Origin of the sequence: Mesorhizobium sp. M0816, from assembly GCF_040320005.1 — a bacterium.
GTDB lineage: Bacteria > Pseudomonadota > Alphaproteobacteria > Rhizobiales > Rhizobiaceae > Mesorhizobium.
Genome location: NZ_JAMYOT010000011.1, coordinates 145,285 through 160,182, shown reverse-complemented (window position 1 = coordinate 160,182; position 14,898 = coordinate 145,285). Strand labels below are relative to the sequence as shown.

Annotated in this window: 19 protein-coding genes; 6 read left to right on the top strand and 13 right to left on the bottom strand. The window is 62.5% G+C overall.

The window, feature by feature from the left end; genetic code table 11:
• Positions 1 to 32: 32 nt before the first annotated feature.
• Positions 33 to 353: a hypothetical protein gene (locus tag NKI17_RS19220; RefSeq protein ID WP_352567975.1), complete on the top strand. Its 321-nt coding sequence runs from the start codon at positions 33 to 35 to the stop codon at positions 351 to 353.
• Between the two features lie 49 nt (positions 354 to 402).
• On the opposite strand, the gene NKI17_RS19215 is transcribed toward NKI17_RS19220, so the two are convergent.
• Positions 403 to 771, bottom strand: coding sequence for a winged helix-turn-helix transcriptional regulator (locus tag NKI17_RS19215; protein WP_023678378.1), 369 nt, complete (start codon positions 769 to 771; stop codon positions 403 to 405).
• A gap of 91 nt (positions 772 to 862) precedes the next feature.
• Between NKI17_RS19215 and NKI17_RS19210 the strand changes: the two genes are divergently transcribed.
• Positions 863 to 1,468, top strand: coding sequence for an NADPH-dependent FMN reductase (locus NKI17_RS19210; protein ID WP_023678377.1), 606 nt, complete (start codon positions 863 to 865; stop codon positions 1,466 to 1,468).
• Between the two features lie 74 nt (positions 1,469 to 1,542).
• On the opposite strand, the gene NKI17_RS19205 is transcribed toward NKI17_RS19210, so the two are convergent.
• A complete protein-coding gene (locus NKI17_RS19205) occupies positions 1,543 to 1,935 on the bottom strand; it encodes a winged helix-turn-helix transcriptional regulator (RefSeq protein ID WP_023678376.1) in 393 nt (130 codons plus the stop codon).
• 98 nt (positions 1,936 to 2,033) lie between these two features.
• Between NKI17_RS19205 and NKI17_RS19200 the strand changes: the two genes are divergently transcribed.
• Positions 2,034 to 3,014 (top strand): quinone oxidoreductase family protein, encoded by a 981-nt coding sequence (locus NKI17_RS19200; protein ID WP_352567974.1) that lies wholly within the window; start codon positions 2,034 to 2,036, stop codon positions 3,012 to 3,014.
• A gap of 49 nt (positions 3,015 to 3,063) precedes the next feature.
• On the opposite strand, the gene NKI17_RS19195 is transcribed toward NKI17_RS19200, so the two are convergent.
• From NKI17_RS19195 to NKI17_RS19175, 5 genes are all read right to left on the bottom strand, one after another.
• Complete coding sequence (locus NKI17_RS19195) at positions 3,064 to 3,654, bottom strand: HAD family acid phosphatase (protein WP_352782444.1); 591 nt, start codon at positions 3,652 to 3,654, stop codon at positions 3,064 to 3,066.
• A gap of 368 nt (positions 3,655 to 4,022) precedes the next feature.
• On the bottom strand, positions 4,023 to 4,457 hold the full coding sequence (locus tag NKI17_RS19190; protein ID WP_352456956.1) for an FKBP-type peptidyl-prolyl cis-trans isomerase: 435 nt from the start codon (positions 4,455 to 4,457) through the stop codon (positions 4,023 to 4,025).
• A gap of 234 nt (positions 4,458 to 4,691) precedes the next feature.
• On the bottom strand, positions 4,692 to 5,417 hold the full coding sequence (locus NKI17_RS19185) for an SDR family oxidoreductase (RefSeq protein ID WP_352567972.1): 726 nt from the start codon (positions 5,415 to 5,417) through the stop codon (positions 4,692 to 4,694).
• Between the two features lie 36 nt (positions 5,418 to 5,453).
• Entirely contained in the window at positions 5,454 to 5,939 is a 486-nt protein-coding gene (locus NKI17_RS19180) for a VOC family protein (protein ID WP_352623119.1), read from the bottom strand.
• Between the two features lie 72 nt (positions 5,940 to 6,011).
• Positions 6,012 to 6,197, bottom strand: a complete 186-nt coding sequence (locus tag NKI17_RS19175; RefSeq protein WP_352456959.1) for a DUF1127 domain-containing protein — start codon at positions 6,195 to 6,197, stop codon at positions 6,012 to 6,014.
• A gap of 208 nt (positions 6,198 to 6,405) precedes the next feature.
• Between NKI17_RS19175 and gcvA the strand changes: the two genes are divergently transcribed.
• Entirely contained in the window at positions 6,406 to 7,299 is an 894-nt protein-coding gene (gcvA, locus tag NKI17_RS19170) for a transcriptional regulator GcvA (RefSeq protein WP_352623132.1), read from the top strand.
• Between the two features lie 39 nt (positions 7,300 to 7,338).
• Here gcvA and NKI17_RS19165 read toward each other — a convergent pair whose 3' ends face one another.
• The 3 genes from NKI17_RS19165 to NKI17_RS19155 form a co-directional block, all read right to left on the bottom strand.
• Positions 7,339 to 8,121, bottom strand: a complete 783-nt coding sequence (locus NKI17_RS19165; RefSeq protein ID WP_352690675.1) for a class I SAM-dependent methyltransferase — start codon at positions 8,119 to 8,121, stop codon at positions 7,339 to 7,341.
• An 84-nt stretch (positions 8,122 to 8,205) separates the two neighbouring features.
• Entirely contained in the window at positions 8,206 to 8,679 is a 474-nt protein-coding gene (locus tag NKI17_RS19160; protein WP_352450557.1) for a VOC family protein, read from the bottom strand.
• Positions 8,680 to 8,937: 258 nt separating this feature from the next.
• The gene (locus tag NKI17_RS19155) at positions 8,938 to 10,935 is read right to left on the bottom strand and encodes an ABC transporter ATP-binding protein/permease (protein WP_352456961.1); all 1,998 of its coding nucleotides are present in this window, start codon (positions 10,933 to 10,935) and stop codon (positions 8,938 to 8,940) included.
• Between the two features lie 428 nt (positions 10,936 to 11,363).
• On the opposite strand from NKI17_RS19155, the gene NKI17_RS19150 reads away from it, so the two are divergent.
• Positions 11,364 to 11,654 carry a hypothetical protein gene (locus tag NKI17_RS19150; RefSeq protein ID WP_352456962.1) on the top strand — a complete coding sequence of 97 codons (291 nt, stop codon included), beginning with the start codon at positions 11,364 to 11,366 and terminating at the stop codon, positions 11,652 to 11,654.
• A gap of 52 nt (positions 11,655 to 11,706) precedes the next feature.
• On the opposite strand, the gene NKI17_RS19145 is transcribed toward NKI17_RS19150, so the two are convergent.
• Entirely contained in the window at positions 11,707 to 12,000 is a 294-nt protein-coding gene (locus NKI17_RS19145) for a hypothetical protein (protein ID WP_352456963.1), read from the bottom strand.
• Between the two features lie 190 nt (positions 12,001 to 12,190).
• Between NKI17_RS19145 and arr the strand changes: the two genes are divergently transcribed.
• Positions 12,191 to 12,598: an NAD(+)--rifampin ADP-ribosyltransferase gene (arr, locus tag NKI17_RS19140; protein ID WP_352456964.1), complete on the top strand. Its 408-nt coding sequence runs from the start codon at positions 12,191 to 12,193 to the stop codon at positions 12,596 to 12,598.
• Positions 12,599 to 12,731: 133 nt separating this feature from the next.
• Here the strand turns inward: arr and NKI17_RS19135 are convergent, their stop codons facing one another.
• A complete protein-coding gene (locus NKI17_RS19135; RefSeq protein WP_352456965.1) occupies positions 12,732 to 13,469 on the bottom strand; it encodes a class I SAM-dependent DNA methyltransferase in 738 nt (245 codons plus the stop codon).
• 76 nt (positions 13,470 to 13,545) lie between these two features.
• Positions 13,546 to 14,856: a hemolysin family protein gene (locus NKI17_RS19130; protein ID WP_352456966.1), complete on the bottom strand. Its 1,311-nt coding sequence runs from the start codon at positions 14,854 to 14,856 to the stop codon at positions 13,546 to 13,548.
• Between the last annotated feature and the right edge of the window lie 42 nt (positions 14,857 to 14,898).

Genomic DNA, 14,898 nt, shown 5'->3' with positions numbered 1-14,898 from the left:
GCGCGACCGACGGGATCTTGGGAGGAAAGACAATGCGTCAACACATGCTGAACGCTGCCCTGGCGGGTGCCTTTGCAGCCTTGCTCTGCCTGTCGTCAGCAAGCGCTTTGGCCGAGGTCAAAAAAGGCGATCCAGGCGCCACCTGCACGTCGGAAAACCGCACCATCAACGGGCAAGCGGCCAAGTGCGAGATCTGCTCGGCGACGAAATGCGACACCAGCGGCACGACGGTGAGCAATTGCCGCAAGGAGACGACCACGACCTGCACGATTGGCGGCAGGGTGGTCAGTCCCAACCCGAAATGGAACCGGATCGAGAAGCTGCCGAAGAGCAAGATGCAGTTACAGCAGTAGCGCTCATCCGAGGCTCCCCGACAGGTTCAAACCCTTGCAGCACAAGGGTTCAGCTGTGCATGGCGTCGAACTTCTCGCGCGCCGCCTTGACGCGCTCGGTGTTCTTGCGTGCCCATTCGCCGAGCGCATCGACCGGCACCAGCAGTTCGTAGCCAAGATCGGTCAATTCGTAGTCGACCCGCGGCGGAATGGTCGGGAACACGGTGCGCGTAACGAAGCCGTCGCGCTCGAGCCCGCGCAAGGTCGTGGTCAGCATCTTTTGCGAAATGCCGCCGACGGCGCTGCGCAACTCGTTGAAACGCAGCGGCCCGTTGCCAAGCTTGCCGACCACGAGCACCGTCCATTTGTCGCCGACGCGCTGCAGGATTTCCGAGATGGCGCGGCAGTCCTCGGTGCGGTGCGGGTGCCTTGGTAACAAAAAAGTGCCTCCTTGCACATTGAGCGGCCAGTTACTCATATAGCTCAGGTATCCAAACGATACCAGTATTCCCGTAAGGAGAGCCCCCTCTATGTCAAAACCCAAAATCGCCATCATCATTGGTTCAACCCGCGCGGCCCGCTTTGCCGACGTCCCGACCCAATGGATTGCCAAGATAGCCAAGTCGCACGCCGACATCGACGTTGAAGTCGTCGACCTGCGCGATTTCCCGCTGCCGTTCTTCGATGAGGTCGCATCCTCCGCCTGGGTGCCGTCGCAGAACGAAGTGGCGCAGCGCTGGCAAAAGAAGGTCGCCGGATTCGACGGCTTCATCTTCACCGCCGCGGAATACAATCATGGCCCGACGGCCGTGCTGAAGAACGCCATCGACTACGCCGCCAACGAGTGGAACAAGAAGCCGGCCGGCTTCGTCGGCTATGGCAGCGTCGGTGGCGCGCGCGCGGTCGAGCAGCTGAGGCTGCATGCGGTCGAGTTGCAGATGGCGCCGGTGAAGTCCGCCGTACACATCGCCTGGGCCGATTTCCTTGCCGTCAAGCAAGGCGACAAGAAGCTCGATGAGTTCGAGCACCTCAACCAGGCGGCAACCGCGCTGGTCAACGACATTGCATGGTGGGCCAGGGTGCTGAAGACGGCGCGTCAGGCCGATGCCGTCGCCGAGGAAGTCAAGGCGGCCTGAGCACAGGTTCGAGCAGTCCTCCCAAGGATTAATTCTCCCAAGCATTGGGGCGGCGCATGCGCCGCCCTTTTTGTTCACACGGCATGGGCGTCCTGCGCTTGCCGTGGTCTGATGATGCAATCGGCAAGGCGGTCCATCTCATTCAGCTCGTCGGCGTGATGCTGGCCCCACTGGCAAAGTGCCAGCAGGATCGGCTCGAGGCTGAGGCCGAGCCGCGTCGCCGAATATTCGACGCGCGAAGGTATCTCGGCAAAGATCTCGCGGCGGACGAGGCCGTGCTCTTCCATTTCGCGAAGTTGCTGGATCAGCACTTTCTGGGTGATATCGGGCATCAGCGCCTGCAGCGCCGACAGCCGCCGGGGGCCGTCGAAGAGATGGTACAGGATGACCGCCTTCCAGCGGCCCGAAATCACTTTCAGCGCGCGCTCCGCCGGCAGCGTCGGCAGTCTCTTGATCAGCTTGGCCATGGTCACCTCCCGGTCAGCAGCGGACAAATCGGTGTGTAGTCGAAGCCAGGCAGATAGTGGCAAACAGCGGCCGATGCCAACAGCGATCGGTGCATGCGATGAGAGCCATTCAACTGAGCCGCTTCGGCGGGCCCGACGTTCTCGACATAGTCGCGGTGCCGAAGCCTGAGCCGCAAGCCGGCGAAGTCTTGGTCCGCGTTCATGCGGCCGGGGTGAATTTCTTCGAAGTGCTGATGCGCGCGGATCGCTATGCGGTGACGCCGCAACTGCCGATGATCCCTGGCGTCGAGGCCGCCGGGATCGTGGAGGCGCTTGGCCAGGGGGCGGACGCTTCCTTGCTCGGCACGCGCGTCGCCGCACCGTTGTTCGCCTCGAGCCGCCCGTTTGGCGGCTATGCCGAGTATGTGACGATCGACGCAAGCCTGACCGTGCCCTTGCCGGATTCGCTCTCGTTCGAAAACGCGACGGCATTGATGGTGCAAGGACTGACGGCATTGTATCTATCGCGGCAAAGCCCGCCGGCCGGCAGATCGGTGCTGGTCGCCGCTGCCGCGGGCGGCGTCGGTTCGTTGCTCGTCCAGCTTGCCAAGCGCGCCGGCGCTAGCCGTGTCATCGCGGCAGCCGGCAGCAAGGCCAAGCTCGACCTTGCTTTGTCGCTGGGATCCGATGCTGCCGTCGACTACAGCAACACGGATTGGCCGGTGCACGTCCGGGCAGCGACAGGTGGCGCTGGCGTCGACATCATCTACGACATTGTCGGCGGCCCGCTGACGGCGGTTGCGCTGGAGGCTCTGGCACCTCGCGGAGAGTTGGTGTTTGCAGCACTTGGCAGATACGCGCTCGGCGCCCCGGAGATGGAGGCGATGATCGGTCGCAACCAGTCGCTGAAGGGTTTTGCCCTGCTGCCGTTGCTGTCTACGGACGGTCTCCGTGACTGCCTTTTGGAGCTTTTCGATCTGGCCGCTGGTGGTCAGCTTATGGTGACCAAAGGTGGCCGCTTCCCGCTCGACCAGGCCAGCCACGCACATCGCCTGCTGGACGAGCGCGGCGCGACCGGCAAAGTTGTCCTGATACCTTAGTAGGTGCTCGGCAAGGAGCCGAGGATCCGGGCTTGTGCCGTTCCGGCCGTCAGCGAACCCGGTAGAACGGATTAGGCAGCAGGAACAGCTTCTCGGCATGCCCACCGAACAGGTCGGATGGCTGGTCACCGACATTGGCAATTATCGTGTAGCCGGCCTTTTCGATTTCGGCCCTTATGGGTGCCTTGAAATCTGCGGCGGAGCCGTATTTGGCCCCAGGCTGGACCATGTAAAGGTGCTCGTAGCCGGCATAGCCGGCCGACTGCAGGTTCTGTTCGGTTGCCTGACGCTGGTCCTCCGGACGTCCGGTGATGAAGAACACCGCGACTTTCGCCGCTCGTGCCTGCCGGAAGACCTCCAGCACGGCGTCGATGGCCGGATCCTTCGCAAGCTGATCCCAGGCGGCCCAGCCACAGGGACCATCGATTGCGATGTCGCAGGCGCCGCCGATCGGGCGGCCGAAATTGTCACGTGTGATCACCTCCCAGTTGGCCAAAGCCGTCTCGTCGATATCGAGCACCAGTGCGGGGCGAGGCACCTCCATTGCGCGCTTGATGACCCAGTCGCCTGCCTGATTCGCCACAGTGGCCAGGTCGCGGTCATAGTCGCCGGAATCATGATAATTGGCAGCCGCCAGCATCGCATCGCCGACATTGGCTGGCTGGGACGGGCTTGTGAGAAGGAGCGAGTCGGAACGCGCCGGCCGAGGAACATTTGTGCCGATCATCAGCACGATTGCACCGGCACGCGCAATTCTATTCCAACCAATCGCCCGCATCACGGGACTTTGCGGTCACGAGAAGTCGGCTGTCAAGCGAGGTCTTCCACAGGTCCTCGAGACCGCGACGCTGAATTGGACATTCCAGATGCCGAATGTCTCTATGGGTTGCTGCACGCTACACGATTTCCGCCGTCGCGGTCTTTGCCTCCGACAGGTGACGCACCGCCGGAACCGTCGGTCGAAATGCGTCACCCGAAAATCATGGCCGTTACGCGCTTTGCCGTGCCCTACGCCGCCTGAACGATCTCGACCAGTTCAACGTCGAACACGAGATCGCGTCCGGCCAACGGATGATTGCCGTCGAGCTTGACGCTGGTGTCGTCCACGCCGACGACTGTTACCGGCATCGGGCGCCCTTCTGAGGTTCTGACCTGCAATCGAGTGCCGATATCGACGTTGATGTTGTCTGGCACGCGGGCGCGATCGACGGTCATGACCGCTTCGGGGCGGTGGGGGCCATAGGCGGCCTCGGCGGGAACAGTCACGGTGCTTTTCGCGCCCACCTCCATGCCCTCGACATGGGTTTCAAGACCAGGGATCACTTGTCCTTCACCCAGCGTGAATTGCAGCGGTTCGTTGCCGGAAGAATCGAATTGGGTGCCGTCTGCCAGGCGTCCATTGTAATTGATGCGCACGGTGTCGCCATTCTTGGCCTGTGTCATGATAGCCATCCTTTGAAAGTTTCGAGGGGCCGGCCAAAGCTCACGGTCCCGTCCTCGATCATCCACGCACTTAGGTGCGCGGCGCGAAACGCTAAAACTAGGGACCTGGCTGCCGATGTAAACCCCGATTGAGCGACGCCGGCATGACCCGCCGGCGTTCGTCGCCTTCGGCAGCAGTGCACCGGACTAGCGGTCATGCCGGCTCAACCCATTCAGGCGGCGTGCAAATGGCGGCTAGATCAGGTTATGGCCGCCATCGATGCGGATCGTCTCGCCGGTGGTGAAGTCGCTTTCCATGAGGTAGAGGTAGGCAGCGGCGACGTCCGCTGCGGTCGGAATTTTTCTCGATGGCAACCGGGCAGCCATGTCGGCAAAGAAGCTGGATTTGGCTTCTCCAACAATGTCCCACATCGGTGTATCGACCCATCCGGGCGACACGACATTGACGCGCGTCGGGGCCAGTTCGAGCGCCAGGGCGCGGGCGAAGTAGCTGAATGAACCGGCAATCGCGGAGACGACCGAGCCTCCCGGCACCGGCGGCCGATCCTTATTTATTCCCGAGGTGAAGGTCATCGAGCCGCCGGCTTTCAGGGTGCGCACAGCGTGCTTGGAGAGCAAGACGGCGCCAATCAGCTTGTTATCGACGAAGCCTCGCACAGCCTCCATGTCGGTACTGCCGATGGGATCGCCGGGCGGCAGTGTTCCGGCGGTCGATACGAGGTGATCGAAGGGACCGACCTCGTCGAACAGGCGGGCGACGTCCGCTTCGTCGGTCATGTCGGCGACCACGCTTGTCACGCGGCCCGCATTGAGCGTCCGTTCGGCAGCCAGCAGTTTCTCGGGCGAGCGTCCGACGATCACGACCTTCGCTCCGCCGTTGAGAGCAGCTTCCGCGACGCCGAGACCGATGCCGGAACTACCGCCGACGACGATGACTTTCCTGTCCACGAGCGATGTCATGAGGGTTCTCCGTTCGTTGCGATTGCGGTGGGAGAGTCAGGCCTTGCCGGCGTAGGCGGCTTCGAGCTCGGCGATGATGATCTTGCGCATCCCATACATCGCCTGCCGGACGCGGTTGGCCTTTTCGCGGTCCGGATCGGCACTGAGCCGCGGCAGGATTTCCGGGATGACCTGCCAGTAGACGCCGTATCTGTCGGTGAGCCAGCCGCAGGGTTGTTCCCTGCCGCCGCCGGCGGTGAGCGCCTCATAGTAGTAGTCGGTCTCGGCCTGGTCCTTGGTCTCGATGTAGAGCGAGAGCCGCTCGTTGAAGGGCGGCTGCGGCCCGGCATTGAGCGCAGTAAGGTGCAGTCCTTCGAGCTCGAAATCGAAGGTGGCATGCGGGACCGTCTTGTTGGTTCCGGACACCCAGTCGGTGTATTCGATGGTCTGGAGCGCTTTGCTGTTCTTGAAGACCGAGAGATAGAAGTCGCGGGCTTGCTCCGCATCGGTGTTGAACCAGAGGAATGGGTGGATGGTGGCCATGTCCGTTCTCCGTTAATTCCTTGCGACAGCGATCTTTTGCGAAGAGCCTGTCCGCTGTTGCTTTCGTTCAGGCTAGCGGTAGTCCGACGGCCGATGGACCGAGCCGTCCCAGTCGCGGGCAAATCCGAGGTCTTCGAGCCGGCGGGTCGAGAAGCGTGCAATCTGCCGCCCGGTCCGGCGCCGGCTGCTCGAGGCGAGGATGCGGCCGGCCATGCCGGTCAGGACGTCGACGATGGGTTCAACTCGTTTGGCGTTCATGGTGCTCTCCTGGAGTGGCGGCAGTTTTGGTTTCAGCAGTTGCCCCGCGACTTTCGTCAGCGAGAGTATCAGTCACATCAAACTCTCCTTTTTGCAGCGGCGGTGAATGACTGATTACGCGAGCAAATATGCCGGCTTCTGGCCTGGACGACAAACGACTTATCGGCGACAATTTGTGAGCATCACTCACACGTACAGGTATCGATCCATGCCCCGGAAGCTGCCTCCCCTCACCACCTTGCCAAGTTTCGAGGCCGCGGCGCGCCTGTTGAGTTTCTCCAAGGCGGCAGAGGAACTTCATGTCACCCACGGTGCGATCAGCCGGGCGATCAAGAATCTTGAGGATCAGCTCGGTGTGCAGCTGTTCGAGCGCGGTACGCGTTCGGTGAGCCTGACAGCCGTCGGCGAACCCTATGCGCGGGCGGTGCGCGAGGCGCTCGCCCAGTTGGCCACCGCCACCGCTGCAGCAACAGCCCGCTATTCGAGCTCGACATTGAACGTCAGCACCTCCGATGGCTTTGCGGGGAGATGGCTGGTGCCGCGCCTCTATCGCTTTCACCGTGCGCATGGCGACCTCGATGTGCGGGTTTCGACGAGCGGGAAGCTGACCAACTTCCTCGGCGACGGCATCGATGTTGCCGTCCGTTATGGCAGCGGAAACTATCCGGGGCTAACGTCGGAGTTCCTCACCGGCGAGGAGGTGTTTCCAGTGTGCAGCCCAAAGCTTCTTGAGGGTGCACATCCGCTCCGCACGCCTCAGGACCTCAAACACCACACGCTGATCCGTGACAGCTTTCCGATCGACTGGGCGACCTGGCTGGCAAGCGCCGGGGTCGAGGGCGTTGACCCGCAGAGCGGGATTACCTTTGACTCTGCCACCTTTGCCATGGAGTCGGCCGCACAAGGCGAGGGGGTGGTGCTCGGCCGGACCATGCTCGTTGCGGCCGACCTTGCCGCCGGGCGACTCGTCCGCCCCTTCGGCCACGCCCTGAAATCCCCCTCCAGCTTCTATTTCGTCTACCCGCCAGAGGCGATCCGTCAGCGCAAAGTCAAGGCTTTTCGGGATTGGCTGCTCTCAGAAGTCGCGCCGCAAATGGACTGACGGAAAGGCCGAGAGAACAGGATCGTCTACATCGCGCAGTCACCATCGGCTCGCCCGAAACGCGGTGACGATCCAGGCACGCGAGTCGAAAAGCACACCGTCCGCGGTCAAATGCGCGTCGAGCAGATCGCGCAACCGCCGCAGCGGCGCGTCGACATCCACATCTGCGCGGGCGAGCGGATCCTTGACCAGTTGCAGGCCAAGCAAAGCGTCATAGGCCACATCGACGTCCTGGCCGTAGAAGACCGGCTCATGCACTTCGGCAAAGTCGACCGAAACAAAACCGGATGCACGCAAGATCTCCGCGGTGATGGCGGGGTCGCCAAGCGAAAACGGGGTGGCGGCGCCCCCCGATATGGCGGTCCCCGGCGCAATTGCCCGCTGAATGGCAGTTGCCCACTCGTTACGGTCCTGGCATCGCCATACCATCCACACAAGACGTGCCCCTGGTCGCATCGCCCGGGCGATATTGGCGAACGCCGCCGCCGGATCGGCAAAGAACATCACTCCAAATCGACTAATGCACAGATCGAAGCCGGCAGGCGGAAATACCAGCAATTGCGCATCGCCGCGCTCAAAGGCGAGGTTTCGCAATCCCTCTTTCGCGCTACACTTCCGGGCGATCTCGAGCATCTCGGCCGATACGTCCACGCCGAGCACGCTGCCTTCCACCGCGACACGGGCAGCATCACGAGAGGATTGTCCCGAACCGCATCCGATATCGAGCACGCGATCGCGCGTTCCCACCTTGACCGCAGCCCTGAAGACCTCGTTGTGCCGTCGCAGTTCGGCGTCGTAAAACGCAGCGCAGTTCAGCACCATCGCACGCCTGCCTGGAGATGATGGGCCGGCAGCATTTCCGGCCGCTCTGCCCTGATCTTTTCGCGTCGGGCCACCCCCGAACTGTCAGCCGCGCCGCGCCGCCTCGATCGCTGCAACGTCGATTTTCTTCATCTCCATCATCGCCTCGAATGCGCGCTTTGCTTCATCGCCGCCGGCGGCCATCGCTTCGGTCAGCACGCGCGGCGTGATTTGCCAGGAGATGCCCCATTTGTCCTTGCACCAGCCGCAGGCACTTTCCTGGCCGCCATTGCCGACGATGGCGTTCCAATAGCGGTCGGTCTCCTGCTGATCGTCGGTGGCGATCTGGAAGGAGAAGGCTTCGTTGTGTTTAAACGCGGGCCCGCCATTGAGGCCGAGACAGGGGATGCCGGCGACCGTGAACTCGACCGTCAGCACGTCGCCTGCCTTGCCGGACGGGTAGTCGCTGGGAGCGCGGTGGACGGATTTCACCGAACTGTCGGGAAAAATCTCGGAATAGAAGCGGGCCGCAGCCTCGGCGTCCTTGTCGTACCAAAGGCAGATCGTGTTCTTGGCGATTGTCATTGCTGGTCCCTTTGCTTTCGAAATCAATCGGGGCTTTTGAAATCAACCCGGGTTTTTCACAGCTGGCCTCGGCGTTGCACCGGACATGGAAATGCGCTCGTGCCATCGACGTTCCGGCAGCAGCAGCTGCCCGGAATCAAGGTACCACGGCTGGTGCTTTCAGGACCAGATGCGGGCAGTGACTCGAATCGGCGATGGTCCGCCTGCTCCGACCGGCGGCCTCACTCTTTGCGTAGGGCAGCGCCGCTTTGCTCAAGGTCGCGCTGGCTTTCCGTTGGCGCGCCGTTGCCTCAGAAGGCGCATGAGCAAGTTCCGTCTGTCCTTGCGCGGGACGAGTTCGATATCGCTGACAAGTTTTGCGCCGCCCTTGTGCCGCTCCAATGTGATCTTGCGGCTGTGGAAGGCCTCCAGCTCGGCGCGGTGCGCTACGCTTATGATGGTGACCTTCGGCAATTCGCGAATAATCATCTCCATCATCTTGTCCTGGCTCTTCTCGTCGAGTGCCGACGTTGCCTCGTCCAGCACGATGATATCGGGGCGGTGCAGCAGAAGACGCGCGAAGGCGAGGCGCTGCTTTTCGCCACCCGACAAGGTCTGGTCCCATGGCGCGTCCTCCTCGATCCGGTCGTTGAGGTAGTCGAGTCCCACCTTGTCGAGGGCAGCCTTGATCTTATCCAGCGTCCAGTTGTCGGCGGCGCCTGGATAGGCGACAGCGCGGCGAAGCGTCCCGGTCGGGATGTAGGGCCGTTGCGGCAACATGAACAACCGTCTGTCGGCGCGGATGTTGACGCTGCCGCTACCCCATGGCCACAGACCCGCGACGGCCCGCACCAACGTACTCTTGCCCGAGCCGGATTCGCCGGCGACGAGCACCCGCTCGCCTGGTTCGATCACGACCTCGGTTTCCTTGACCACGGCGGTGCCGTCGTCGAGCGACACGGAGAGATTGTTCAGGCTGAGCATCGCATCGCCGCCGGTCTCGCCGCGCTTTATGCGTCCCAGCGTGTTGCTCTGTTCCGCGCGCTCGAGCCCGTCGAGCGACATCATCAGCGAGGCGATGCGCCGTGCACAGGCGTTCCAATCGGCGAGACGGGGATAGTTGTCGACCAGCCATCCGAACGCGCCCTGCACGATGGCAAAGGCCGAGGCAGCCTGCATGACCTGTCCAAGTGTCATGCTGCCTTCGAGGAACTTTGGAGCGCAAAGCAAGACCGGCACGACAGGCGCAAACAGGCTCGACCCCTGAGACACCAGCGCCGTGCGCATGTGCTGGCCTGCAAGGAGCGCCCATTGCCTGAGCACATGGGCAAATGTCTTGTCCATGCCGCTGCGCTCCTCCTCCTCGCCGCCGAGCAATGCGATGCTCTCGCCGTTTTCCCGCACGCGCGTCAGCGTGTAGCGGAACTCGGCTTCCGCCTGATTTTTTCCCTCGGAGAGGTGGACGAAATGGCGGCCAATGACCGCCATCGAAGTGGACGTGATCGCGGAATAGAGCACTGCGGTGATGACCAGGAAGCCGGGAATGGTGACCGTCGAACCTGCAATCGTCAGGGTCAGGGCGCCGCCGATCGTCCACAGCACCACGATGAAGGTCGAGGCCGACAGAAATGCGACGATGACACCGGCGATGAAATCGACGGGCGATTCGGTGGCAATCCGCAAATCCTCGGCGATGCGGGCTTCGGGGTTGCTATGATCGCCGCCGACGAGGTTCAGCTGATAGTAGCGGCCGCTTGCGAGCCAGCGCGCGATGACCGCGGTGGTGAGCCAGGACCGCCAGCGGCGCTGTATCCTCATGCGAAAGAAGACTTGTGCCACCACAAGGCTGGCGCTTCCGATCACGAGTGGCAGGAATACGGCGCTCAGCCAATATACGGTGTGGGCATTGCGTTGCTCAATGGCGTCGAAAATTGCGCGATTCCAGACATTGATCCCATACTGGAAGCCGACATTGGCGACGATCAGGACCAACAGCCCGATCGTCAACGGCCAGGCGACCCTGTCGCCACTGCCGCTCCAGTAACCGCGCGCGCTGATCCAGAAGCGCTTAAGCAGGTATCTCTTGCGCGCCCGCTCGGCCTCTTCAGGTGTCAGCTCAGGATCGGGTTCGGTGACATCCGGCGGCGGCGCGGGCTCGCCGACGACCTCGGACGCGACTTCGACAGTCGACTGTTTCTCGCGGCGCGACTTCTCGGCATCGCGCGATTGGGCGCCGTCAACCGATTTCAGCTTAAATTTAGCCTCGGGCATCCGGCGATAACGGCTTAAAAATCAGAAGGTTTCATAGCGTCCGCTCGAGATCCCAGATGCCAACAACGCCAAGGCTTCTCAGCTGTTCCGGTGCTCGCAGCAGCCTATGGTCGTTCTCGATGACAGGCTTTGATCGTTGCGGGGCAGACCGCCGAGCGTCGGCTGCGGGTCAGTCTGCAACAAAGCATCACCTGCTGCGGTCTCGAGAATTCGCTTCAGGCTCTCAAGATTTGTCCGCATGCTGCATTCGAAGAGGCTGGACGCAAGCGGCGCGAGAAGTGCCATCGGCCCGAGTCAACAGGATCGAGGAGGAGAGATCATCTCGATTGCGATTGCGAGCATCTGCTGCCCAGCCGGACCGCGCCAGCCCCGAGTTCCGGAACAAGGGTGCGATTTTGCCGTTGAGCCAGAAACTGGAAGCGACCCGCATGTCCGAATTGCCGAATGAAGAGATCGAAGGGCGGCTGAACGCCCAGCGCGAGACTCTGGCGCTGGTCGTTGCGCTGCTTGCCAGCAAGGATACGGCACCCGAGCGAATATGGGCCGAACTGGAGGCCCGTTTTCAGTTTCAGAACAGTCAGGAGGACCCTGGCGTCCTGCCAAGCCGCGCATTCGCCATCGAAGCTGCGAAGATGCGGGAGTTCAAGCTGATCGCCGAAGAGGCGCAGGCGCGCAATGCGGAATGGAACCGCAGGGACAAGCCACAGGGCGCCAGCTGAAACCCCGGAGAGTGGATGCAGGACCGGCTATTTTACAATGACTGAGCAAGCGTCAGCTTTGCTGCAAAAGTGTACGTGCCAACTCTTGCCATTCCTCGTCAAGCGTTAAGGTCGACGGCGCCGCCTTGCTGCGGCGATACCAATATTCCGCATTCGACTGGTCGCCTTCCTTGCGGTGGAGATAGGCATGCACGTGCATGCCCGCCGTATCGTCGCGCTGCTGCGCGCACTCGTGCGCCTTAGCCCAATCGCCCTTTGCATCCCACCACAGCGCCTGCAGGGCAGGGCTCAAGCCGGCTGGCGGCTGTGGTTTCGCAATCGAATCCCTGAAGGCTTGCAGATCCATTTTTCCACCTCGGTAAGATGCAGAGCGCCAATAATACCCGCACCGGCAGCCGACCGAAAGCGTGCTTTGGGCGGGATGACCGGAATGGGCGGACGTCCGATAACCGAACGGCCAGACGGTTGATTCGATGACGTGCATGAAATAGTGCGCGCCACGACACCATGACGCCTGAGACAGCGAGGATGAGCCGATGACAGCCTCCGACAAGCCGCGCCAATTCTACCACGGCACCCGGGCCGATCTTAAGCCGGGAGACCTGATCGAAGCCGGTTACAGCTCCAATTACGGGGCGCGAAAGCAGGCAGCCTGGGTCTATCTAACCGGCACTCTGGATGCGGCTATCTGGGGTGCAGAACTGGCCGCCGGTGACGGACGCGAAAGGATCTACATCGTGGAACCAACCGGCCCGGTCATGGACGACCCCAATCTTACGGACAAGAAATTTCCCGGCAATCCGACGCAGTCCTATCGCTGCCGCGAGCCGCTCAGGATCACGGGCGAGGTCACCGAGTGGCAGGGCCACTCCCCCGAGCGGCTGAAAGAGATGAAGGACCATCTCGAACGGCTGAAGGCACAAGGTATCGAGGCAATCGATTGATCGCTGAGTTCTGCGATTGCCAAGCTTGGCTCTGACCTACGGTCGGCGGCAGTCCCCGCGAAATACGGCTCCACGTCCGCAATGGGTCCGCGAGTTGTCGTTGCTTGCAGGGCTGGAGAGCGGATGCTCCTTTTCATCTCGTCGCGAACGTGATGATCTCTGGGCTCGAAGGGCCAAGTGGGCTGCCGTCAAAGCCGCCGAATTGCTGTTCGATCCGTAGCCCCGCGTTCCCCAGCAGGCTCGATAAGGCGTCCGTCTCGAGGAATCGCAAGGTGCTGCGACTAACTTGCGGAAGGCTCGGATGCTTTCCGCCGAACCTGTGGGTGAATGTCACCGTCTGTCCATCGAACCGCATGATCACCTCTGTTGTGATCTGCACCAGCGACCCGTCAGGCAGCTCAACGACGACCGCATTTTCGGGTGTCCAGTGCTCCCACGCCCGCACCGAAGGGTTCCGCGTTTCGAACGCGAAGCATCCGCCTGGCACAAGGGCGTGTCGGACAGCCGCCATGAAATCCCTCAGGTCTTCGTCGCTGACAAGGGCCTGGAATGCGTGCCCCGTCATCACAATGAGATCAAACTCGGCTGTCCAGCCGGCCGATTGGAGATCGCCGAGAACCCATTCGATATCCGCGCGCGTTCGTGCGCGATTCAACACGCCGGGTGCTGGGTCGATGCCGCAGAGCCGCCCTGAATGTCCGGCCAGGCGTGCCTCGTGAAGGAGGGTGCCCGTTCCACATCCGACATCAAGCACCGCGTCTGCTGTTAGAATGCGGGGCAGGTAGAAATCATAGTCGTCGCGCGCAGATCTCGGGTGCCAGGCGTCGTAGACGGCAGCGAGATATGGGTCGGCGAAAAGGTGGTCGACCATAGGCGGTATTCCCAATCAACTTTGACTGTGCGAGCGGCGTCGCCGCGAGCATATAGCCCATAAGTCGCGTCGATCGTTACCGCACGACCTCGCGGTGGCGGCCGGGCAGGCGGGTGGCGATGAGCTTGTCGATGCGGCGGCCGTCGAGGTCGACGACCTCGAAGCGCCAGCCTTGCGCGTCGACACATTCGCCGGTCGCCGGCAGATGGTGCAAATGCGACAGCACATAGCCGGCGACGGTTTCGTAATCGCGGCTCTCAGGCAGGTCGATGCCGAGGACCTCTGCCATCTCGTCGGCCTGCATGTAGCCGGCGAGCAGCCATGAGCCGTCCTCGCGCTTGACGGCGTTTTCCTCTTCGCCGGCGTCGAGATCCGAACGGAAGACGCCGGTGATCGCTTCCAGAATGTCGGCCGGGGTGACGATGCCTTCGAAATGGCCGTATTCGTCATGCACCAGCGCCATCGGCACGTCGGATTCCTTCAGCGTCGCAAGCACGTCCAGCGCGTCGGCCTGGTCATGCACGATCGGCGCGGCCCGCACGTGCCGGCGCGGGTCGAGAGCGCGGCCGCCGAGCATTGCGGCCAGCACGTCGCGGGTCTGGACGACGCCGATCATGGCGTCGACGCCGCCGTCGCCGGCCGGCAGGCGCGAATGCTGGGTGTCCATCAGCAGCTTCCTGATGGCCGCCTCGTCGGATTGCAGATTGATCCAGTCGACCTCGGTGCGCGGCGTCATCACCGCGCGCACGGCACGGTCGCCGAGCCGCATGACGCCGGCGATCATCCGCCGTTCGTCGGATTCGATGGTGCCGTGGTGCTCGGCTTCGGCGACCAGCATCTTGATCTCCTCGTCGGTGACCTTATCCTCGCTCTGACCGCGCTGGCCAAGCAGCCACAGGAGGGCGCGGCCGGAAAAATCGAGCAGGAAGACCAGCGGCGCCGAGACGCTGGCGAGGATGGTCATTGCCGGGGCGACCCTGACGGCTACCCGTTCGGGGTCGCGCAATGCGATCTGCTTGGGCACCAGTTCGCCGATGATCAGCGAGCCATAGGTGATGAGGGCGACGACGATGCCGACGCCGAGCGGATCGGCGAGGCTTTCGCGGATGCCGGCCGACGCCAGGGAGGTGGCCAGCCGCTCGCCGAGCGTGGCGCCGGAAAAGGCACCGGACAAGACGCCGACCAAAGTGATGCCGATCTGCACCGAGGACAGGAATTTTCCCGGATTGGCGCCGAGCGCCAGGGCCCGGCCGGCGCCCTTGACGTTGCGGTCGATCATCGTCTTGAGGCGCGCCGGCCGCGACGAGACGATGGCGAGTTCGGACATCGACAGAAGGCCGTTCACGCAGATGAGGACGACCACGATGGCAATTTCAGCATAAAGCATGCCGGGTCCATAGCATTGCCGCGCGGTTTTCGAAAATAGGAC